19 protein-coding genes are annotated in these 20778 nt (G+C 70.5%); 5 read left to right on the forward strand and 14 right to left on the reverse strand.

The genetic code is table 11. From position 1 onward, the window contains the following. Together ABS41_RS11645 and ABS41_RS11650 are read left to right on the forward strand one after the other, a co-directional pair. Nucleotides 1–1233 (forward strand): glycosyltransferase, encoded by a 1233-nt coding sequence (locus ABS41_RS11645; RefSeq protein ID WP_290594596.1) that lies wholly within the window; start codon nucleotides 1–3, stop codon nucleotides 1231–1233. 5 nt (nucleotides 1234–1238) lie between these two features. Continuing rightward, nucleotides 1239–1970, forward strand: coding sequence for a DUF429 domain-containing protein (locus ABS41_RS11650; RefSeq protein ID WP_290594597.1), 732 nt, complete (start codon nucleotides 1239–1241; stop codon nucleotides 1968–1970). Between the two features lie 45 nt (nucleotides 1971–2015). Here ABS41_RS11650 and ABS41_RS11655 read toward each other — a convergent pair whose 3' ends face one another. The 13 genes from ABS41_RS11655 to nirK all read right to left on the reverse strand — a co-directional run bounded on the left by ABS41_RS11655 (nucleotide 2016) and on the right by nirK (nucleotide 13728). Next, complete coding sequence (locus tag ABS41_RS11655; protein ID WP_290594599.1) at nucleotides 2016–2729, reverse strand: sulfite exporter TauE/SafE family protein; 714 nt, start codon at nucleotides 2727–2729, stop codon at nucleotides 2016–2018. Continuing rightward, complete coding sequence (gene ccoS / locus ABS41_RS11660) at nucleotides 2729–2911, reverse strand: cbb3-type cytochrome oxidase assembly protein CcoS (protein WP_290594600.1); 183 nt, start codon at nucleotides 2909–2911, stop codon at nucleotides 2729–2731. Before ccoS ends, ABS41_RS11655 begins: the two co-directional genes overlap by 1 nt. Next, nucleotides 2908–5271 (reverse strand): heavy metal translocating P-type ATPase, encoded by a 2364-nt coding sequence (locus ABS41_RS11665; protein WP_290594601.1) that lies wholly within the window; start codon nucleotides 5269–5271, stop codon nucleotides 2908–2910. Before ABS41_RS11665 ends, ccoS begins: the two co-directional genes overlap by 4 nt. Further along, nucleotides 5268–5765, reverse strand: a complete 498-nt coding sequence (locus tag ABS41_RS11670; protein WP_290594602.1) for a FixH family protein — start codon at nucleotides 5763–5765, stop codon at nucleotides 5268–5270. Before ABS41_RS11670 ends, ABS41_RS11665 begins: the two co-directional genes overlap by 4 nt. Then, nucleotides 5765–7318: a 4Fe-4S dicluster domain-containing protein gene (locus ABS41_RS11675; protein WP_290594603.1), complete on the reverse strand. Its 1554-nt coding sequence runs from the start codon at nucleotides 7316–7318 to the stop codon at nucleotides 5765–5767. The genes ABS41_RS11670 and ABS41_RS11675 overlap by 1 nt, the downstream gene beginning before the upstream one ends. A gap of 3 nt (nucleotides 7319–7321) precedes the next feature. Next, entirely contained in the window at nucleotides 7322–7615 is a 294-nt protein-coding gene (locus tag ABS41_RS11680) for a hypothetical protein (RefSeq protein ID WP_290594605.1), read from the reverse strand. Beyond that, on the reverse strand, nucleotides 7612–8535 hold the full coding sequence (gene ccoP, locus ABS41_RS11685) for a cytochrome-c oxidase, cbb3-type subunit III (RefSeq protein ID WP_290594606.1): 924 nt from the start codon (nucleotides 8533–8535) through the stop codon (nucleotides 7612–7614). The genes ABS41_RS11680 and ccoP overlap by 4 nt, the downstream gene beginning before the upstream one ends. After that, a complete protein-coding gene (locus ABS41_RS11690) occupies nucleotides 8532–8672 on the reverse strand; it encodes a cbb3-type cytochrome c oxidase subunit 3 (RefSeq protein ID WP_290594607.1) in 141 nt (46 codons plus the stop codon). The genes ccoP and ABS41_RS11690 overlap by 4 nt, the downstream gene beginning before the upstream one ends. A gap of 4 nt (nucleotides 8673–8676) precedes the next feature. Next, nucleotides 8677–9282 (reverse strand): cytochrome-c oxidase, cbb3-type subunit II, encoded by a 606-nt coding sequence (gene ccoO / locus ABS41_RS11695; RefSeq protein ID WP_290594608.1) that lies wholly within the window; start codon nucleotides 9280–9282, stop codon nucleotides 8677–8679. A gap of 9 nt (nucleotides 9283–9291) precedes the next feature. After that, nucleotides 9292–10734 carry a cytochrome-c oxidase, cbb3-type subunit I gene (gene ccoN, locus ABS41_RS11700; protein WP_290594609.1) on the reverse strand — a complete coding sequence of 481 codons (1443 nt, stop codon included), beginning with the start codon at nucleotides 10732–10734 and terminating at the stop codon, nucleotides 9292–9294. Nucleotides 10735–10845: 111 nt separating this feature from the next. Next, complete coding sequence (locus ABS41_RS11705) at nucleotides 10846–11415, reverse strand: SCO family protein (protein ID WP_290594610.1); 570 nt, start codon at nucleotides 11413–11415, stop codon at nucleotides 10846–10848. After that, entirely contained in the window at nucleotides 11412–12194 is a 783-nt protein-coding gene (locus tag ABS41_RS11710) for a formylglycine-generating enzyme family protein (RefSeq protein WP_290594611.1), read from the reverse strand. The genes ABS41_RS11705 and ABS41_RS11710 overlap by 4 nt, the downstream gene beginning before the upstream one ends. Nucleotide 12195: 1 nt before the next feature. After that, nucleotides 12196–13728, reverse strand: a complete 1533-nt coding sequence (gene nirK / locus ABS41_RS11715; protein WP_290594612.1) for a copper-containing nitrite reductase — start codon at nucleotides 13726–13728, stop codon at nucleotides 12196–12198. Nucleotides 13729–13964: 236 nt separating this feature from the next. On the opposite strand from nirK, the gene ABS41_RS11720 reads away from it, so the two are divergent. Next, complete coding sequence (locus ABS41_RS11720) at nucleotides 13965–15158, forward strand: alginate export family protein (RefSeq protein ID WP_290594613.1); 1194 nt, start codon at nucleotides 13965–13967, stop codon at nucleotides 15156–15158. A 119-nt stretch (nucleotides 15159–15277) separates the two neighbouring features. Here the strand turns inward: ABS41_RS11720 and ABS41_RS11725 are convergent, their stop codons facing one another. After that, on the reverse strand, nucleotides 15278–17383 hold the full coding sequence (locus tag ABS41_RS11725) for a cytochrome D1 domain-containing protein (RefSeq protein ID WP_290594614.1): 2106 nt from the start codon (nucleotides 17381–17383) through the stop codon (nucleotides 15278–15280). A 202-nt stretch (nucleotides 17384–17585) separates the two neighbouring features. On the opposite strand from ABS41_RS11725, the gene ABS41_RS11730 reads away from it, so the two are divergent. Beyond that, nucleotides 17586–19781, forward strand: coding sequence for a TonB-dependent receptor (locus tag ABS41_RS11730; RefSeq protein WP_290594615.1), 2196 nt, complete (start codon nucleotides 17586–17588; stop codon nucleotides 19779–19781). Between the two features lie 95 nt (nucleotides 19782–19876). Then, the gene (locus ABS41_RS11735) at nucleotides 19877–20713 is read left to right on the forward strand and encodes an SCP2 sterol-binding domain-containing protein (RefSeq protein ID WP_290594616.1); all 837 of its coding nucleotides are present in this window, start codon (nucleotides 19877–19879) and stop codon (nucleotides 20711–20713) included. The last annotated feature ends 65 nt before the right edge of the window (nucleotides 20714–20778 follow it).

Here is a 20778-nt window from a genome sequence, read left to right on the forward strand (position 1 = left end):
GTGGCGCTGGCCGATGGGCTGCAGGCGGCCGGCCATGAGGTGACGCTGGTGGTCACCTGCGTCGACAGCAATCGCTATGTGGCGCTGCAGGCGCAGTCCCGATTCCGGCTCAAGGTCGTGGCAAGCCCTGTTGTCGCGGATGCGCAGGTGTTGGAGTCGGCCGGAAAGGCGATCGTCCGGGAGCGCAACGCCATAAGGCAGACGCAGCTGGCCATCGAGGCCTTCCTGCTGCCCGCAGAAGCCGAGATGCACCGGGCGTCCGAAGAACTCGTGGCCGAAAACGACCTGGTGATCGGGCATTACTTCCTTTACACGCTGGGTGCTGCGGCCGAGAAGCGAGGCCGCCCCTGCGTCAGCGTTGCGCTCGCCCATGGCGCGGTGCCGTCGGCGCACCAGCCGCCTTCCGGACTGCCTGATCTGGGACGGATTGGAAACCGGATGGCTTGGTGGCTCGCCAGGCGTGTCCTCAACAGCGCCTTCAAGAAGTATCCGGATCGGCTGCGTGCCGCGAACGGCATCGCGCCCGCGCGGGACATGGTCGACAGCGTCTGGGCCTCGGACTACCTGACCTTGCTCGCCATCAGCCCGGCAATCTGCGAGAAGCGCCCCGACTGGCCGGCGCACTTCCATGTCTGCGGGCCACTGGACACCCCGGCGTCGGTCGCCGAGGGCGAGTTGTCCGGGCCGCTTGAGTCGTTCCTGTCCGCTGGCGATGCACCGGTTTTCATGACGGTCGGAAGCATGCTGCCGGGCAGCGGAGAAGCCGAGGCCATCGCGCTGCTGGCCAACGCGGCGCGGGCTGCGAAGCTGAGGGCGATCATCCAGGCCCCGGGCTGGGAGCAACTGGGATTCCGGTGCAGCGAGCAACTGCATTTCGTGGACGCCGTGCCGCATGCGGCGGTGTTTCCCCGCTGCCGCGCCGTGGTCCACCACGGCGGCGCAGGCACCTCGCAGGCCGCGCTTCGCGCGGGCGTGCCCTCGGTGGTGATCCCGCACACCGCGGAGCAGGAGCACTGGGGCAGCGAGCTGCGCCGGATCGGCGTGGCCTGCAAGCCGATCCCGCGTCGGCGGGCGACGCCGGCCCGCCTCGCCTCGGCGCTCCGCGAGGCGACCGGCTCCACGACCCTGGCCGCCAACGCCAGGGCCAAGGGCGCAAGTCTCTCGAACGAGAACGGTGTCGTCGAGGCCGTGAGGCTGATCGTCGATCGGTACGACCGGGCGACCAAAGGCTGACTCGCATGCTTATTGCCGGTGTTGACCTTGCATGGATGGGGACTCGAAATCCAACCGCGATAGCGGTGGGCAGCGTTGATTCTCGTATCGTCGAATTGGCATCAGTATTCGAAGGCTTGCATGGAACCCAGTCGGTCATCGATGCCCTGAATGGCGTGGAGAATCTGCACGGAGTTGCGATAGATGGCCCATTGATCATCAGGAATCCGACAGGCCAGAGAGAATGCGAGCGTGCAGTTGGCGTTAGGTACGGCGGGCGCAAAGCGTCCTGTCATACCTCAAATCTGGAGCGCTTCCCGGCCGCCGCCGGGGTGAGGCTTTCAGAGCACTTGTTGGATTCTGGGTTCAGGCATCTGGCACCGCCGGATCAGCGATGGCAGCTGGAGTGCTACCCGCATCCCGCGCTAATCGAGATCTTCGGGCTCTCGGAGCGACTCCTATACAAGAAAGGAACCGTTGTTCAAAGGCGACGCGGTCAGGTCGAGTTGGCGAACATGATTCGCTCTCTGAAGGATTCAAGCGTCCTGAGCCTACGCGTGCCCGATTCGCTTTTGAGCTATATGAGCGAGAGTCGTATTAACTCGTTGGGCGGCATGGCGTTGAAGCACAACGAAGATGTCCTTGACTCGATAGTGTGTATGTACATCGGCGCTCTTTATCAGTCCGGATATAACCAGGCTGTTTTTGGGACGGCGTTAGACGGTTATATCTTTGTGCCCACCAAGAGGTGCACCTAGAGTCCTTGCGCAGGGAGCGCTGGCGCCATTCAAGTGCGGGACCCCTCAGACTGACCGACAGCCCATCGCCTCCAGCACCGCATGGATGGCCGGCTGCCCGGCCAGCCAGGGGCCGGCCATCGTGACGAGGCCGGCCAGGGCCACGAAGGAAGCAGCACCCGCGCGCCAGGCGCGGTGGGCGAGCAGGCCGCCGAGGCGCGCGCCGCTCCAGGTGACGGGCACCATCGTCGCCATCGTGCCGAGGCCGAAGCTGGCCATTACCAGCGCGCCGTGCAGGGCGCTGGCTTCGAGCCAGGCGGCCACGAGCACGGTGCTCGACAGTCCGCAGGGCAGCCAGCCCCAGAGCAGGCCCATGGCCCAGGGGCGTAGCGGGCCGGCCGCGGGCAGCCGCGATTGCAGCGGGCGCAGCGCGCGCCACAGCCAGCCGCCGCCGCGGCTGAGGAAGCCCAGGGCGTGTGGCCACATCAGCCGCGCCGCCACCATCAGCAGCACCGCGCCCATGGCCACGCGCAAGCCGGTGGCCAGGGCCTCGGAGCGCGCGAGCAGCAGCAGGCCGCCGCCGAAGGCGCCGACGAGGGCGCCGGCCACGGTGTAGCCCAGCACGCGGCCGCCGTTGATCGCGAAGGCATTGCCCAGGCCCGGCTTGCCGGCGCTGGCCGAGAGGCCGGTGGCGATGCCGCCGCACATGGCCACGCAGTGCACGCCGCCCAGCAGGCCGGTGAGCAGCGCCGCGCCGAGCGTGATCAGGTCGATGGGCATCAGGGGCTTTCGCGGTCCTGCGGGGACGGCGGCGGCGCGGGCTTGTCGTCCTCGCGCAGCATGTCCAGCGCCGGCGTGTCGAGGTCGTCGAACTGGCCGCCGCGCACCGCGGCCAGGAAGGCCCAGATGGCCGCGCCCAGCAGCAGCAGCGAAATCGGAATGAGGGCCAGCAGGATGTTCATCGGTTGCCCTTGTCGATGCGCCCCAGGCGCAGCGCGTTCAACGTGACCACCAGCGAGGAGGCCGCCATGCCCAGCGCCGCGAGGCCCGGCGTCACCCAACCCAGGGCCGCGAAGGGCAGGGCGAGCACATTGTAGGCCAGGGCCCAGCCCAGGTTCTGGTTGATGATGCGGCGCGTGCGCCGGGCCAGCGCCACCGATTCGGGCAGGCGCACCAGGCGCGGGCCGGCCAGCACCAGGTCGGCCGAGCGCTGGGCCAGGGGCGCGCCGGCGGCCATCGCGGCCGAGACGTCGGCGCCGGCCAGCAGCGGCGCGTCGTTGATGCCGTCGCCCACGGCCAGCACGCGGTGGCCGGCGGCCTGCAGCGCGTGCACGGCGGCCAGCTTGCCCTCGGGCGTCTGGCGCGCGGAGAAATCGTCGATGCCCAGCGTGGCCGCCACGCTGCGCACGGTGGCCTCGCCGTCGCCGCTGAGCAGCACCGGCCGCAGGCCCTGCGCACGCAGCGCGGCGACGGCTTCGGCGGCATCGGCGCGCAGCGGGTCGGCCACTTCGAAGCGGGCCAGCGCGCGGGTGCCGTCGCCCAGCCAGATCGCGCCATCGTCGGCGCGGCCGGTGGCAAAGCCCGCCTGGCCCAGGCGATATTCCACGCCATCGACCACGCCCGACACGCCGCGGCCCGGCGCCGCCTGCACGGCCCCGGCCGCCAGCGCGCGGCCATCGCCGAAGGCCGCGGCCAGCGGATGGCCGGCGTTGGCCTCCAGCGCCGCGGCCACGCTGCGCCAGCGTTCGATGTCGCCTTCGAGGGCCTCGGCGCGCAGCAGGCGCGGTTGGCCCAGCGTGAGCGTGCCGGTCTTGTCCAGCACCACGGTGTCGGCGCGGGCCAGCGATTCGAGCGCGTCGGCGCCCAGCGCCAGCACGCCCATGCGCGCCAGCGTGCCGTGCGCCGTGGCCAGCGCGGCCGGCACCGCCAGCGACAGCGCGCAGGGGCAGCTGACAACCAGCACCGCCAGCGCGATCTCGAAGGCGCGCGCCGGCTCGACCTGCCACCAGGCCCAGAACACCAGTCCGGCGATGATGAAAAGCGCGATGACGAAGCGCATCGCCACGCCATCGGCGAAGCGTGCGATGCGCGGGCGGTTGGCCTGCGCCTGCTCCACCGCGCGGGTGAGCTGCGACAACCGGGTGTCGGCACCGGTGCGGGTCACGCGCAGGCGCGCGGCCGACTCGCGGCAGGTGCTGCCGGCGAACACGGTGTCGCCCGCGACCTTGGCCACGGGCGTGGATTCACCGGTGAGCAGCGACTCGTCCACCGCCGCGCCGGCATCGAGCAGCTCGCCGTCGGCGGGCACGGTCTCGCCCGCAGGCACCTGCACGATGTCGCCGGCGGCCAGCGCGGCCACGGGCACCTGCTCGCGCGCGCCGCCGGCTTCGCGCCAGGCCAGTGCCGGCTGCGCCCGCGCCAGGGTGTCCAGCCTTGCGCTGGCCTGCCGCCGCGCCATGCGCTCGAGGAAGCGCGCGGCCAGCAGGAACAGCACGAACATCACCGCCGCGTCGTACCAGACGTGGGTGCCTTCGCGGATCGTCTCGACCAGGCTGGCGAAGTAGGCCAGCAGCACCGAGGTGGCCACCAGCGTGTCCATGCCCGGCCGGCGGTGGCGCAGCTCGGTGGCCATGCCGGCCAGGAAGGGCCAGCCGGAATAGAACACCACCGGCGTGCTCACCAGGAAGGCGATCCAGCGGAAGAAGTCGCGCGTGGCCGCAGGCATCTCGCCGGCCGTGTCGAGGTAGAGGGCTTCGGCGAACATCATCGCCTGCGTCGCGCCCAGCGCCGCGACGCCCAGGCGGGCGATCATCCGGTTGCGTTCGCGTCGGCGCTCGCGCTCGGCCTGTTCGCCCTGGGCCAGGTGCGGTCGGTAGCCCAGTGCGGCCAGGCGCGCCAGCACGGCCGACAGTGGCGTGCGTGCCGGATCCCAGCCGATGCGCACGCGGCCGGTGACGGCATTGGCGCCGATGTCCTGCACGCCGGGTTCGCGCCGCAGCGCGCGGTCGATCAGCCAGGCGCAGGCGGCGCAGTGCATGCCTTCGCAGACCACGGTGATCTCGCGGCCGGTGGGCGTGGCCACGGCGTGGCCGGCCTGCACGTCGGCGCGGTCCCAGGCGCCGTAGTCGGCCGGTTCGGGGTCCACGCGCGCGCCGGCACCGTTGCGCAGGCGGTAGTAATCGGCCAGGCCGGCGTCGCGGATCCAGTTGGCGGCCGCACCGCAGCCGCTGCAGCACACCGCGCGTTCGGCTTCGCCGATGCGGATGCGCAGGGGTTCGGCGGGCAGGGGCTCGCCGCAGTGGAAGCAGGCGGCTTCGCTCACGGCGCCGCGACCGAGGGCACCAGCTCCACGGTGGTGTCGCCCGGGTGGTAGCGGCCCACCACGCGCCAGCTGCCGTCGGCGGCCACCAACCGCAGCTGCCAGCCGTGCCGTGCGGCCACCGGCTCGTTGGCGCGCCAGCCCTGCGGGTGCGGCGCCAGTTCGATCTGGCGGTCGCGCGTGGATTCAATCGGGTGGATCAGCTGCAGCCGCGGCGCCACCGGGCCGGTGGACTGGCCCAGGCGCACGAGCGCACCCCCGCCATCGATCTCGACGCGGGCGGAAAGACCGCGGGTGGCCGCGGCCTGGTCGGCCTCGATGGAGACCACCTGAACCTGCGCCGTGCGCCGCACCGGGTCGGGGTCGGCGTCCACGCCGCTTTCGCTGCTGATCGCCACGATCGTCCAGATGCCGGCGACCACGGTCGCGGCCGGGATGCCCAGCACCAGCCAGAGCGCGTAGTTGCGGGAAGGTCCCGGATTGCCTGGCTCGCCCATCAGAACGGCCCGAAGAATCGGGTTTCTTCGGTCTCGCTGACGCCCTCGGCGTCGGACTCGACCACGATGTCCACGTCCACCCGGCCCTTGGCCAGGCCCGCCGGGGCGCGCAGGGTCACCGGCACCGTCAGCACTTCCTCGGCCGCGGCCGCGTGCACGGCGCCGGCTTCGACCAGGGTGATGCCGGCCGGGCCCTCGACCCGGATGCGGAAGCTGCGCGGCACCTGGTCCTTGTTGACGATGCGCACGGTGTAGCCGTTTTCGATGCTGCCGTCGGCGGCGGTGCGGTAGAGCGCGTTGCGATCCCGGAGCACGTCCACGATCAGCGTGCTGCGCTGGGCCACGCCCACCGCCCAACCCACGGCCAGCGCCACCAGCAGCAGCGCGTAGATGACCACGCGCGGCCGCAGCAGGCGGTTGCGCTTGCCCTCGACCGCGTTCTGGGTGGTGTAGCGGATCAGGCCGCGCGGGTAGCCGATCTTGTCCATCACCATGTCGCAGGCGTCCACGCAGGCGCCGCAGGCGATGCATTCGTACTGCAGGCCGTTGCGGATGTCGATGCCGGTGGGGCAGACCTGCACGCAGATGGTGCAGTCGATGCAATCGCCCAGGTCGTCGGGGGAATCCACCGTCGGGGCCGGCGGCAGCCCTTCCTGGGCGTCCACCACCAGGCCGGTGGTGGCGCGGGCGCCGAGCTGCAGGTCGGCGGCGCTGCGGTGCTGGGCGGCGTGCACCACGGCGCTGGTGGCCACGTCCAGCGGCAGCAGGCCGCGAGCGCGCTCGAGCACGCTGGCCAGCCGGCCCTTCTTGCGCGGGCCACGCGGCTCGCCACGCATCGGGTCGTAGGCGATGATCAGGGTGTTGCGGTCGAACATCGCGCCCTGGAAGCGCGCGTAGGGGCACATGTACTTGCACACCTGCTCGCGCAGTACGCCGGCGTTGCCCCAGGTGGCCAGCGAGTAGAACAGCACCCAGAAGGTCTCCCAGCCACCCCATTCGAAGGGCGAGAGCCGCGCCGCGAGGTCGCGGATGGGCGTGAAGTAGCCGACGAAGGTGAAGCCGGTCCACAGCGCGAACACCAGCCACAGCGCGTGCTTGGCGCCCTTGCGCAGCACCTTTTCACGGGTCCAGGGGCCGGCGTCGAGCTTCATGCGCTTGTTGCGGTCGCCCTCGGTCCAGCGCTCCATCCAGATGAAGACCTCCGTCCACACCGTCTGCGGGCAGGCGTAGCCGCACCACAGGCGGCCGGCGAGGGCGGTGAAGAAGAACAGCGCCAGCCCCGCCATGATCATCAGCAGGGCCAGGTAGAGGAAGTCCTGGGGCCAGAACACCAGGCCGAAGACGTAGAACTTGCGCGCCGGCAGGTCCCAGAGCACGGCCTGGCGGTCGTCCCACTGCAGCCAGGCGAAGCCGTAGTACATGCCCAGCAGCCAGATCACCGCGGCCTTGCGCAGGCGCTGGGTGAAGCCGTCCTGCTCGCGCGGGTAGACCTTCTTCTCCGAGACGTAGAGCGAAACGTCCTCGACCAGCTCGCTGGGGATCTCCTTGGCCACGGATCAGTCCTTCGGCAGGGGCTGGTTGAAGCGGCTGGCCGGGCGCAGCAGGATCCAGGTGAACAGGCTGGCGCTGGCGGTGCAGGCCCAGAACATGAAGAAGCCGATCGTGTAGCCCAGGCCGCGGCTGATCTCGATGTCGGGGAAGGTCACGTCGCGCAGCGCCAGCGGGTCGACGATGGCGAAGAACACCGTCGTGGCCACGCCGGCGGCGAAGAAGCTCGGCCAGAGGATCGCCCCGAGCCGCTGCGCGAGCGGCCGGGGCGGGTGGTCGAAGCGCTCGGCGGGGGCGCTCAAGGCGCCTCCGTCGAAGCCCCGTTGCTGCCGTGCGAGAGCGACCACACGTAGGCGCCGGCCAGGCGGCTGCGGGTCTCGCCGAAGATCGGGCCGTGGGCGGGCATCATGCCGGCTCGGCCGTTGCGGATGCCTTCGGCGATGGTGTCGAAGTCGCTGCCGTAGAGCCAGATGTCGTCGGTCAGGTTGGGCGCGCCCAGGATCGGGTTGCCCTTGCCGTCGGCGCCGTGGCAGGCCGCGCAGACGCCGGCGAAGCGGGCCTGGCCGGCGGCAGCGAGGGCCGGGTCGGCCTTGATGCCCGACAGGCTCTGCACGTAGGCGGTCACTTCGGTGATGCCCACTTCGCCGCCGATGGCCGCGCCCAGCGCCGGCATCGCCGCCTGGCGGCCCTGCACGATCGAGGCCAGCACCTGCTCGGGGCTGTCGCCCCACAGCCAGTCGCCGTCGACGAGGTTGGGGAAGCCCTTGGCGCCGCGGGCGTCGGAGCCGTGGCACTGCGCGCAGTAGTTCTGGTATAGGCGGCCGCCGAAGGCCACGGCCTCGGGGTGTTTGGCGATCTCGTCGATGGGCATGCCGTCGAAGCGGCCGAAGGCTTCGGCGAGGCGGGCGTCGGCCTCGGCCTTCTCCGCGTCGTGCTCCTTGGCCGAGGTCCAGCCCGAGGTGCCGGCGAAGCTGCCGAAGCCCGGGTACCAGACCAGGTAGCCGATGGTGAACACGATGGTCAGCCAGAACAGGTTGATCCACCAGCGCGGCAGCGGCTTGTTGTACTCGGTGAGGTCGCCGTCCCAGACGTGGCCGGTGGTCTCGGCGGAGTTCTTGCCTTCGTTGCCGCGACGCTTGGCGGTCCACCACAGCAGCCAGGCGCAGCCGCCGATGTTGAGCACGACCAGGAAGATGACGAAAAGGGACCAGCCGGTAGTCATGGGGTGTTCTCGCTTTCGTCTTCGAGGGGGAGGCGGGCGGCGGCGTCGAATTCGGCCTTGCGCTTGCGGCTGAAGGCCCAGGCGACGCCACCGAGGAAGGTGAGCAGCAGGATGGCGGTGGTGATTCCGGCGACCATGGCTTCAGCCCTTCGGTGCGTGCTTGCCGAGGCCCTGGAGATAGGCGATCAGCGCGTCCATTTCCGACTTTCCGGCCACCGCCGCGGCGGCGCCTTCGATCTCCTCGTCGGTGTACGGGTCGCCCAGGCGCTGCAGGGCGCGCATGTTGCGGGCCACCGCGCCCGGGTCGACAGGCGTCTCCGCGAGCCAGGGGTAACCGGGCATGTTCGACACCGGCACCACGTCGCGCGGGTTGATCAGGTGCACGCGGTGCCACTCGTCGGAGTAGCGGCCGCCGACGCGGGCCAGGTCCGGGCCGGTGCGCTTGGAGCCCCACTGGAACGGGCGGTCGTAAACCGACTCACCGGCCAGCGAGTAGTGGCCGTAGCGCTCGGTCTCGTGGCGCAGGGTGCGGACCATCTGCGAGTGGCAGTTGTAGCAGCCTTCGCGGACGTAGATGTCGCGGCCGGCCAGCTCGAGCGCGGGGTAGGGCTTCACGCCCGGCAGCGGCTTGACGGCCTCGGCCTGGTACATCAGCGGGACGATCTCGGCGAGGCCGCCGAAGCTGATGACGATGGCGATCAGGATCGCCATCCAGCCCACGTTGGTTTCGATCTTCTCGTGGCTCATGACGGGTCCTCAGGCGTGGGCTTCGGTGGCCGGCGGCAGCACCGGGTTCTCGGCCCGGCCCCGGGCCAGGCGCAGCGTCTGCCAGGTGTTGACGCACATGATCCCCATGCCGGCGATCACCAGCAGGCCCGCGAGCAGCCGCACCAGGTAGTAGGGGTAGTTGAACTCGACGATTTCGGCGAAGGCGTAGGTCAGCGTGCCGTCGGGGTTGGCGGCGCGCGCCATCAGGCCCTGGTAGATGCCGGCGATCCACATGGCGACCGTGTAGAGCACCACGCCGATGGTGTGGATCCAGAAGTGCCAGTCGATCATGCGGGTGCTGGCCATTTCCTTCAGGCCGACGCAGCGCGGTATGAGCATGTAGATCGAGCCGATCGAGATCATCGCCACCCAGCCCAGGGCGCCGGAATGCACGTGGCCGATGGTCCAGTCGGTGTAGTGGCTGAGCGCGTTGACCGTCTTGATCGACATCATCGGCCCCTCGAAGGTGCTCATCATGTAGAACGAGATGGCGACGATGAGGAACTTGAGGATCGGGTCGGTGCGCAACTTATGCCAGGCGCCCGAGAGGGTCATGATGCCGTTGATCGCGCCGCCCCAGCTCGGCGCCAGCAGCACCAGCGAGAACACCATGCCCAGGCTCTGGGCCCAGTCGGGGATGGCGGTGTAGTGCAGGTGGTGCGGGCCGGCCCACATGTAGATGGCGATCAGGGCCCAGAAGTGCACGATCGACAGGCGGTAGCTGTAGATCGGCCGGTTGGCTTGGCGCGGCACGAAGTAATACATCATGCCCAGGAAGCCGGCGGTCAGGAAGAAACCGACCGCGTTGTGGCCGTACCACCACTGCACCATCGCGTCGACGGCGCCGGAGTAGACCGGGTAGCTGTGCCACAGGCCCGCCGGCATCGCCAGCGAGTTGACCACGTGCAGCAGGGCCACCGCGATGATGTAGGCGCCGTAGAACCAGTTGGCCACGAAGATGTGCTTGACGCGGCGCTTGGCGATCGTGCCGAAGAAGAGCCAGCCGTAGGCCACCCAGACGACGGTGATCAGCACGTCGATGGGCCAGGCCAGTTCGGCGTATTCCTTGGACTGGGTGTAACCCAGCGGCAGGGTGATGGCCGCGGCCACGATCACCAGCTGCCAGCCCCAGAACACGAAGGCGGCCAGTTTGTCGCTGATCAGCCGCACGTGGCAGGTGCGCTGCACCACGTACAGGCTGGTGGCGAACAGGGCGCAGCCGCCGAAGGCGAAGATCACCGCGTTGGTGTGCAGCGGGCGCAGGCGGCCGAAGCTGAACCAGGGCAGGTCGAAGTTCAGGGCCGGCCAGTAGAGCTGGGCGGCGATGATCACGCCCACCAGCATGCCCACCACGCCCCAGACCACGGTCATGATGGCGAACTGCATCACGACCTTGTCGTTGTAGGTTTCCGCCTTGTTGTCGAGCGTCATCGGTATTCCCCGTAGTCGTGGCGCGATTATGGCCAAGCCGCCCGCGGGCCGGCTTGACCCGCGTCAATTCCCCTTGCGCGCCGGCGTGCTTGCCGGCGGAGCCGCTTTCCGTCAGGCCCCGGGCGCGGCCAGCGCCGCCTTCACGGCGGCCAGGAAGGCCGGGTCGGGCTTGGCGCCCAGCGTCTCGGTGCGTGCGAGCACGCGGCCCTCGCGATCGAGCAGCACCAGGGCCGAGGTGTGGTTGAACTCGCCGTCGGCCAGCGGCCGGTAGCGGATGCCCAGCACGGCGGCCAGGCGGCGGACGCCCGGGGCCTCGGTGCGGGCCAGGGTCCAGCGGTCGGCGGGCAGGCGGCGCTTGTCGAACACCGACTTGAGCGCGGCCGGATCATCGCGGTCCGGGTCGAGGCTGACCAGCAGCACGTGCAGGCGCGCGCGCTCTTCGGGGGCGAGCGCGTGTTCGACGCCCTTGGCGCTGTCGACGATCAGCGGGCAGACGTAGCGGCAGGAGGTGTAGAACATCGCCACCAGGCGCACCTCGCCGCGGCCCTCGGCGAGGGCGAAATCGCGGCCGGCCTGGTCGGTGTAGGTGTCGGCCAGGCGGTAGATCGACTCGCCCGGCAGCTCCGAAGCGGCGGCGGGCAGGGCGAGCAGCAGGGCCAGCAGCAGGTGCCAGGCTTTCATCGGGGGGCTCCGGCCGGGTCGCGCGCGCAGCGCAGCCCGAGGTTGGCGGTGGTGTCGTTGCCCTCGAGCGCCGAGAGCATGGCCACGCGCATCATCACCGCGTAGTTCTCGCGGTCGTCCATCGACAGGGCGCCGGCGCCGCAGAAGCGCAGCCTGTCGGGGTCGCCCTGCTCGCGGTTGTCGGCCGAGACCAGCATGGCGGCGTAATCGTCCACCCATTCCCAGACCAGGCCGTGCAGGTCCCTGACGCCGTTGACGTCGGCCGGGCCCTGGCCCACCGCCGGCAGCGGCTGGTTGGAGGGGCGCGAGTACCAGGCCAGGATGCGCTCGCGCCAGGCGGGGTCCTGGCGGGCGTCGGCGCGGGTTTCGTCGGCCGCGGCGGCGAACTCCCACTCCGACCAAGTCGGCAGGCGGCCGCCCTGGGCTTCGCAGTAGGCCTGGGCCGCGAACCAGCTGACGTGGGTCACCGGCTGGTCGGCGCCGGCCTGGCCCAGGTCGAGCGGGCCGGCCCAGTGCTGCAGGTAGCGCTGCTCGGCGAACAGCGGCGCGACCTGGTCGCGCCGCCATTCCGGGTGCTCGCGCACGAAGGCCAGGAACTGGCCGTTGCTGACCGGCGTGCGCTGCAGCTCGAACGGCGCCACCTTCACCACGCCGCCGGTGTCCTCGTACTTGAGCACCGAGCGGAATTCGCCGCCCGGCAGCCGGGCCCAGCCGGCGTCCCCGGCGGCGAGGCCGGCGACGGGCAGCAGGGCCAGCAGCAGGGCGGCCGCGGCGCGCATCTCAGTGCGCCGCGCCTTCGCCGCGCTCGGTGGTGGCCCGCACCTTGGCCACTTCCTCCTTGCTCACGCGGCCACCCGGGTTGCCCCAGCTGTTGAGCGTGTAGGTGAGGATGTTGGCCACCTCGTCGTCGGTGAGCTGGCTCATCGGCGGCATCACCGAGTTGTAGTCCTGGCCGTTGACCTTGATCGGGCCGGCCAGGCCGTTGAGCACGATGGCGGCCAGCTCGGCGTGCGAGCGGGTCATCCAGTCGGACTCGGCCAGCGGCGGGAACACGCCCGGCATGCCGGCGCCCTCGATGCCGTGGCAGGTCGAGCAGGTGCCGGCAAACAGCGCCTTGCCGGCGGCGACCTGGTCTTCCAGCGTCAGCGTGCCCGAGGCGGCGGCCGCGGCGGCGGTGGCCACCGGCTGCATGCTGGCGGCCTTGTCGCCCAGGTAGACATGGTCGACTTCCTTGCCCGAGTAGATCGACTTGTCCTCCTCGCCGTCGACCTGGAGGATGCCGAGGGCGCCCTTGTTGAAGGCGCGGAAGATCGAGTGGTCGACCAGCACGTAGCTGCCCGGCACCTCGAGGTGGAAGTCGGCGATCATGGCGCCGCCGGCCGGGATCAGCGTGGTCTGCACGTTCTCCTGGTAGCGGGTGCCGCCTTCGTACCAGACCTTGTCGAAGATCTCGCCGATCACGTGGAAGCTCGACACCAGGTTCGGGCCGCCGTTGCCCACGTACAGGCGCACGTTCTCGCCGACGCTGGCCTTGAGCGCGCCGTCGCCGGTGAGCGCGGTCTCCGAGCCGTTGAACAGCACGTAGGTGGCGTTCTCGTCGATCGCCCGCTGCATGTCGAAGGGCGCATAGCCCTTCTCGCGGTACTTGGTGGTGGTGTAGAAGTCGCCCTGCATCACGTAGAACTCCTTGTCCACCGGCGGCATGCCCTCGGGCGGCTCGACCAGGATCAGGCCGTACATGCCGTTGGCCACGTGCATGCCCACCGGCGCGGTGGCGCAGTGGTAGACGTAGAGGCCGGCGTTGAGCGCCTTGAAGGTGAACTGCGAGCCGTGGCCCGGCGCCGTGAACGTCGAGCTGGCGCCGCCACCGGGGCCGGTGACGCCGTGCAGGTCGATGTTGTGCGGCATCTTCGAGTCGGGGTGGTTGTGCAGGTGGAACTCCACCGTGTCGCCCTGGCGCACGCGGATGAAGCTGCCGGGCACGGTGCCGCCGAAGGTCCAGAAGGTATAGGTGACGCCCTCGGCGATCTCCATGTCCACTTCGCGCACTTCCAGCGTGACCTTCACCTTGGCCGGGTAGTCGCGGTTGGTCGGCGGCGGCACGTGCGGCGGCGCGGTCAGCACGGCCTCGATCATCTCGCCCTGGGGCGGGCCGAAGTCGCCCTTGCGCGAGCCGCCGGTGTCGGCGGCGCCTGCGGCACGCTTGGCCGCCACCGCTTCGTGGGCGTCGAGGTTGGCATTGGGGTTGTCGCGGCAGCCGGCGAGGGCCAGGGCGGCGGCGATGGAAACGGCGAGCAACAACGGGCGCTTCATGATCAGGTCTCCGGGCTGGAAGTTGCGATGCAACCTTGGTGACAGCTTCATGCGACGGCGCGCATTCGTCCCTGATGCACGTCAAGCGGGGTCGTGCCCGTGTAGTCTGCCTCCCTCCCCGGGCAATGTGAAGCCCGCGAGAAATTCGCAGCCGCCTTGACGTGGCTCAGGGCGCCGTGCGCGGCCCCCGCGCAGGCTGCGCGCGACCCGATCCGGGCCTTGCTTGGAATCCCACCATGAAACCCAGGAACTGCCTTGCACTGGCACTGGCACTGGCCCTGGCGCTGCAGCCGGCCGTCGCGGCGGCCGAGGGCTGGAGCGCGAGCCTGCGCTACCGCCACGAAGCCGTTTCGGACGATGCCTTCACGCGCGACGCCTCCGCCGACACCCTTCGCCTGCGCCTGGGCTACGCCCACGATTTCGCGCACGGCTGGAGCGCCGGCGCCGAACTGGAGGCCGTGGCCGCAGCCGATTCACATTTCAACTCCACCGCCAACGGCCGCGTGGCTTTCCCGGTGGTCGCCGACCCCGGCTCGTTCGAGCTCAACCAGGCCTGGCTGCGCTGGCGCGGCGAGCACGGCGGGGCCACGTTCGGCCGCCAGCGGATCGTGCTCGACAACCAGCGCTTCGTCGGCAACGTCGGCTGGCGCCAGAACGAACAGACCTACGACGCGCTGTCGGCCGACGCCACCCTGCGCGACGGGCTCGTGCTGCGTTACGCCTGGCTCGACCGCGTGCACCGGGTGTTTTCCGACGAGGCAATCGACCCGCTGGCGCGCGAGCGCGACGTCAACGCCCATCTGGCCAACCTGGCCTGGACCGGCGCGGCCGGTTCCCTGGTCGGCTACGGCTATTGGCTCGACGACCAGGACCTCGCCACCGGCTCGACCCGCACCCTGGGCCTGCGCTACACGGGCCAGCGTGCGCTTGGTAAGGCCAGCGCGGGCTGGACGCTGGAATACGCCAAGCAGCGCGACTACGCCGGCAACCCACTGCGGGTGGACGCCGACTACGTGCTGTTCGAACCTTCGCTCACCGCCGGTGGGCTGACCTGGAAGCTGGGCTTCGAGCGCCTGGGCGGCGGCGGTAGCGCGGCCTTCCAGACGCCGCTGGCGACCCTGCATGCCTTCAACGGCTGGGCCGACAAGTTCCTGGTGACCCCGGCCAATGGCCTGGACGACCGCTACGCCTCGGCCGCGGGCAAGTTCGGCAGCGGCCGGCTCGACGGCAAGCTGGGGTGGACGCTGGCCTTCCACGACTACCAAGCCGACCTCGGCAGCGCCGACTACGGCCGGGAGTGGAACGCCTCGCTGTCCTTCCCGCTGCCAGCGGGCTTCTCGGGCCTGTTGAAACTGGCCGACTACCGCAGCGACGGATTCGCCCGCGACACCCGCAAGCTCTGGCTGCAGGTCGAGCGCAGCTGGCCCTGAGCTTGGGGGGTAATTATGTGGGAGGGCCTTCAGGCCCGATTTTCCGGTCGGGCCCGAAGGCCCTCCAACAAAAGGGCCCCGCGGATGCGGGGCCCTTTTCGTTGCGCCGGTCGCGGCCGTCAGTAGACGTCGTTGACCGTGTTGTTGATGTTGAACTTGCCGGTCGGCGTGATCAGGCGGGCATCGTCGAGCACCGCCTTGAGCTTGAGGGTCTTGTCGTCGACCACCACCAGGGCGGAGCGCTGGTCCTTGCCGTTCCAGACCGAGAACCAGACCTCGTCGCCGGCCGCGTTGTACTCGGGCTGCACCACGCGCTTCGGGCCTTCGCCCAGGTTCGCCCACTCGGCGATCGGCAGCACGGTGTAACCCGCGTCGAGGTCGTTGATGTTGAACACGGCCACCGACTGCGCCACCTTCTCGTCCGGGTTGAGCGGCGAGTCCACCCACAGGTTCGTGGACTTCGGGTGGGTCTTGATGAACAGCGAGCCGCCGCCCTGGCCCTGCAGGATCTCGACCACCTTCCAGGCGTGGTCCGGATGCTTCTCCGGGTCCGTGCCGATCAGGGTGATGTTGGCGTTGCCCAGGGCCGACGTGCCCCAGACCGGGCCGAACTTCGGGTGCACGAAGTTGGCGCCGCGACCCGGGTGCGGGATCTTCTCGACGTCGATCAGGCCCACCATGCGCTGTTCCTGGGAGTCGACCACCGCGATCTTGTCGCTCTGGTTGGCCGCGGTCAGGAAGTAGCGCTTGGACACGTCCCAGCCGCCGTCGTGCAGGAAGCGCGCGGCGTCGAGCGTGGTGACCTTGAGGTTGTCGATGTCGCTGTAGTCCACCAGCAGGATGCGGCCGGTTTCCTTCACGTTGACGATGAACTCAGGGTGCTTGTGGCTGCCGACGATGGCGGCCACGCGCGGCTCTGGGTGGTACTCCTGGGTGTCGACCGTCATGCCGCGGGTGGAGACGATCTTCAGCGGCTCCAGGCTCGGGCCGTCCATGATCACGTACTGCGGCGGCCAGTAGGCGCCGGCGATCGCCAGCTTGTCCTCGAAGCCCTTGTACTTGGAGGTCTCGACCGAGCGCGCCTCGAGGCCGATCTTGATCTCGGCGACGCGGTCGGGCTTGGCCATCCACATGTCGATCAGGTCGATCTTGCCGTCGCGGCCGATCGTGTAGACGTAGCGGCCCGAGTGCGAGACGCGGGAGATGTGCACGGCGTAGCCGGTCTTGATGATGTTGATGATCTTCTTGGTGTCGCCGTCGATCAGGGCGATCTCGCCCGAGTCGCGCAGCGTGACCGAGAAGACGTTGTCGAGGTTGTACTTGTTCATCTTCCGGGTCGGGCGCTGCTCGACCGGCACCAGCACCTTCCAGCTGTTGCGCATCTCGGCCATGCCCCATTCCGGCGGGCTGGGCGGGGTGTGCTGCAGGAAGCGGGCCATCAGGTCCACCTGGGCGGTGGTGAGCTCGCCGCCGGTGCCGAAGTTGGGCATGCCGCCCGGCGAGCCGAAGTTGATCAGCGCGCGCAGGTAGTCGGTGCCCTTGGCCTGGGTCAGGTCGGGCGTGAGCGGCTTGCCGGTGGCGCCCTTGCGCAGCACGCCGTGGCAGCCGGCGCAGCGCTGGAAGAAGATGTCGGTGGCCTCGGCGAACTCGGCCTCGGTCATGTCGGGCGCGCCCGGGGTGCGGACGGTCTTGACGTCGGCCGCGGCCAGCGTGGACGGCGCGCCCTTGTAGGCGGCGACGGCCTGCGAGGTGCCCGGGTGGGCCTCGCCCTGGGCCGGGTCGCTGGCGCCGGCGATGTCCTTGCGCGCGGCGGCCACCTGGGCGGCATTGAAGCGGGTGTCGCCGTTGTCGAACTCAGCCATCACGTGGTTGAGCAGGGCGGCGATGTCGGCGTCGGAGAGGTGGCTCATCGCCGGCATCACGGCGTTGTACTCGTTGCCGTTGACGGTGATCTTGCCGCTCAACCCGGCGAGCACGGCCTGCAGGGCGGCCTGCGGGTCCTTCTTGATCCAGTCCGAGTCCTTCAGCGGCGGGAAGGCGCCGGCCAGGCCGGAGCCGTCGGCCTGGTGGCAGGCGGCGCAATTGGCGAGATAGGCCGCTTCGCCCGCCTGGGCGTCTGTTTTCGGGACACGCTCGTTCACCACGTCGCCGTCGGCCGCATGGGCCGCGACGGCGCCGGCGCCAAGCGCGAAGGCGAGGGCGGTGCTGACAAGTGTTCTTTTCATGGTGTTTCCCCGTGGGTGGTTTTACGCGTCATCGGCGGTGGCCCGCCGTCGGGTGAAGCTTGTTCCCGGCCCCGAGGGGCGCCCCTGACCTGCATCAAGCGAAGCGAGGATTGCGTGCATCCGCGGCGCTGCGATTGACCAGCGTCAAATCGCCCGCGCCACGGGCTCAAGTACGGTGCGCGCATCAATCCAGGAACCGGACATGACACTCATTCCCATTTACCTCGCGCTCGCCGCCGTGGGGGCTTCGGCCGGAACCGAAGGCGACACGCTGCGAACGCTCGATGCCGTGGTGGTCGTCGGCAGCCGCAGCGCGGAACCGCTCAGGCAGGTGGTCGGCGCGGTGAGTCGCGTCGACCGCGAAGCCATGGACCGGCGCGGCGTGCAGGGCATCGAAGACCTGGCGCGCCTGCTGCCGGGCGTGGACGTGGGCACCGACGCCAATCGCTTCGGCGCGCAGGGCTTCAACCTGCGCGGCCTGGATGGCAACCGCGTGGGCATCAAGCTCGACGGCGTGCCCCTGCCCGATGGCTTCGGCGTGGGCCAGTTCGCGCTGGCCGGGCGCGACCTGGTCGAACTGGGCATCGTCGATCGCGTCGAAGTGCTGCGCGGCCCGGCCTCGACGCTGCACGGCAGCAAGGCCCTGGCCGGCGTGGTGGCCTACTGGACGCCGGACCCGGCCGAGGCCGACTGGCAGGGCGACGAACGCCTGCAGGGCCAGGCCCGCGCCGGCCTGGGCAGCCGCGACGACGCGCGCTGGCTGTCGGGGCGCCTGCTGGCGCGCGGCGGCGACGGCCGCCTGTCGGGGCTGGTGTCGTTGGGCCGCCGCGAAGGCAATGAAATGAAGAATGGCGCGCAGGACCCCGCCCACTTCGCCAACCCGGCCGATTACCGCAACGACAGCGCCCTGCTGCGCCTGTCGCTCGACGCCGGCAGTGCCGGCCAGTGGAGCGCCATCGTCGAGCGGGGCGAAGGCCGTCGCGAGACCGACGTGCAGTCGCAGTTGTTCGGCCCGGGCCGCTTCGCCACCACCTATGCGCTGTTCGGCGACGATCGCTACGAGCGCACCCGCGCCAGCCTCGGCGCCGAGTGGGCCAGCGTGGGCGCACTGGGCCCGGTGCGGCTGCTGGCCTGGCGCCAGGAAAGCGCCACCGACCAGTACAGCGAGCAGTTCCGCCTGCCCGACCGCGCCACGCCCTTCCAGTCGCTGCGCACGCGTCGCTTCCTGTTCGAGCAGGACAGCACGGGCCTGGAGCTCAATGGCCAGTGGCGCGGCGAATTCCTGGGCGCCGGGCACTGGCAGGTGTTCGGCGTGGACTTCGCCAGGCACGAGTACCGCGGCTTCCGCGACGGCCTGGAGACCAACCTCGCCACCGGCGCCACCAGCAACGTGATCCTGGGCGAGGTGCTGCCGCTGCGCGACTTCCCCAACACCCGCGCCGACGAGCTGGGTCTGTTCTGGCAGGACGAAATCCGCTTCGGCGGGTCCTGGGCGCTGGTGCCCGGCCTGCGCTGGGAGAGCTACCGCCTGCGGGCGCGACCCGATGCGCTGTGGACCGCCGACAACCCCGGCGTGGCGCCGGTGTCGCTCGACAGCGAGCAGTTCACGCCCAAGCTGGGCCTGCGCTGGACCAGCGGCCGGCTGGGCCTGTACGCGCAGTACGCGCGCGGCTTCCGGGCGCCGCCCTTCGGCGACGTCAACATCGGCCTGAACCTGCCCACGTTCAACTACGTCGCGCTGCCCAACCCGGACCTCAAGCCCGAGCGCAGCGCCGGCCTGGAGCTGGGCATGCGCTGGAACGGCGAGCACGTCAAGGGCACGCTGGCGGTGTACGACAACCGCTACCGCGACCTGATCGAGTCGCGCGCCAACCGCGGGCTCAATTCGAGCGGCCAGCTGGTGTTCCAGTCCATCAACCGGGATCGTGCGCGCATCCGCGGCGTCGAGCTCGAGGGGCGCTGGTGGCTGGCTTCGCTGTCGGAGCGGGCCGAGGGCTGGTACCTCGACGGCGTGGCCTCCTGGGCGCGCGGCGAGGACACCTCGCGCGACCTGCCGCTGAACTCGGTGCCGCCGGCGCGCGCCAGCCTGGCGGCGGGCTTCGAGTCGGCCGACGGGCGCTGGGGCAGCGAGCTGCGCCTGACCGGCGTGCGCGCCGTCACCCGCGCCGACCAGTCGGCGGGCGCGCTGTTCCTGCCGCCGGGCTATTCGCAGTGGGACCTGCACGCCTGGGCCAGCCTGCGCGAGAACCTGCGCCTGAACCTCTCGGTGTTCAACCTCGGCGACCGCACCGCCTGGGACTGGTCGGCGCTGCGCGGCGTGCCTGCCAACGCCAGCAATATCGCCTTCTATTCGCGCCCGGCGCGCGGCGCGAGCCTGGGCGTCACGCTGGATTTCTGAGCCGCGCCGCGCCCGGTTGACTCAGGTCAGTGCGACCGGGGTCCCGCGCGGCTCCAATGGCCCCGGCGCCGATCCTGGCGCCGGGAGGAGGCACGATGACCCAGCTTCCGCGGGCCGTGGCGCTGCTGCGCAAAGGCATTGATGGCCTGGATGACGCGATGCTCCTGCTGCTGGCCGGCCGGCGCCGGTTGGTGGGCGGGCTGTCGGCGGTCAAGCGCCGCCATGGCTTGCCGGCGGGCGATGCGGCCCGCGAGCAGGCGGTCCTCGCCCGCGGTGACCGGCTCGCCAGGCACCTGGGCCTGCCCCCGGCGCTGGTGCGCGGGCAGCTGGCGCTCCTTATCGAGGACGGCCGGCGCGTACAGGGGCTTGCCGCCACCGCAGCGGCGGGCGGCGATGGCACTGCTTCCGCCAACACACATCCGGGAGTGACGATGGGCCATTCGAACGCGGGCCGCTTGCTGCGCTGGTTCCCGCCGCCGCATCGCTGGGCGCCGCTGGTCGCGCGCGTGCCCGCCGCATGGCAGCGCGCCCTGCTCGAGCGCGTGGTCGCGCAACTGCTCTCAGGGCCGCTGCAGGACGGCGAGCTCGGATTCCTGTGCGGCCGTCGCATCGGCATCGAGGTTCGCGACCTCGGCTTGCGCTGGGTGCTTGGCGTCGAGGAGGGACGACTGCGCGCGCTCGACGGCGAAGCCGAAGCGAGCGTCCGCGGCACGGCAACGGACCTGCTGCTGCTTGCGAGCCGGCTCGAGGACGCGGACACGCTGTTCTTCCAGCGCCGGCTCGAGCTCACGGGCGACACGGAGCTCGGGCTGACCGCGCGCAACCTGCTCGACCGGCTGCCCTGGGAGTCGATTCCGCTGGCCGCGCGCATCGCGCTCAATCGCGCCTCCCGCGCCGCGCGAGCCGCGCGGGAAGCGCATTGCACGGGCTGAAGATGCAACATACGCCGGGGAATCGACACGCCAGCGTACGGCGAAATCGCTTGATGCGCGTCACT

The sequence above is a fragment of the Arenimonas sp. SCN 70-307 genome (genome assembly GCF_001724815.1).
Taxonomy (GTDB): Bacteria; Pseudomonadota; Gammaproteobacteria; order Xanthomonadales; family Xanthomonadaceae; genus Arenimonas.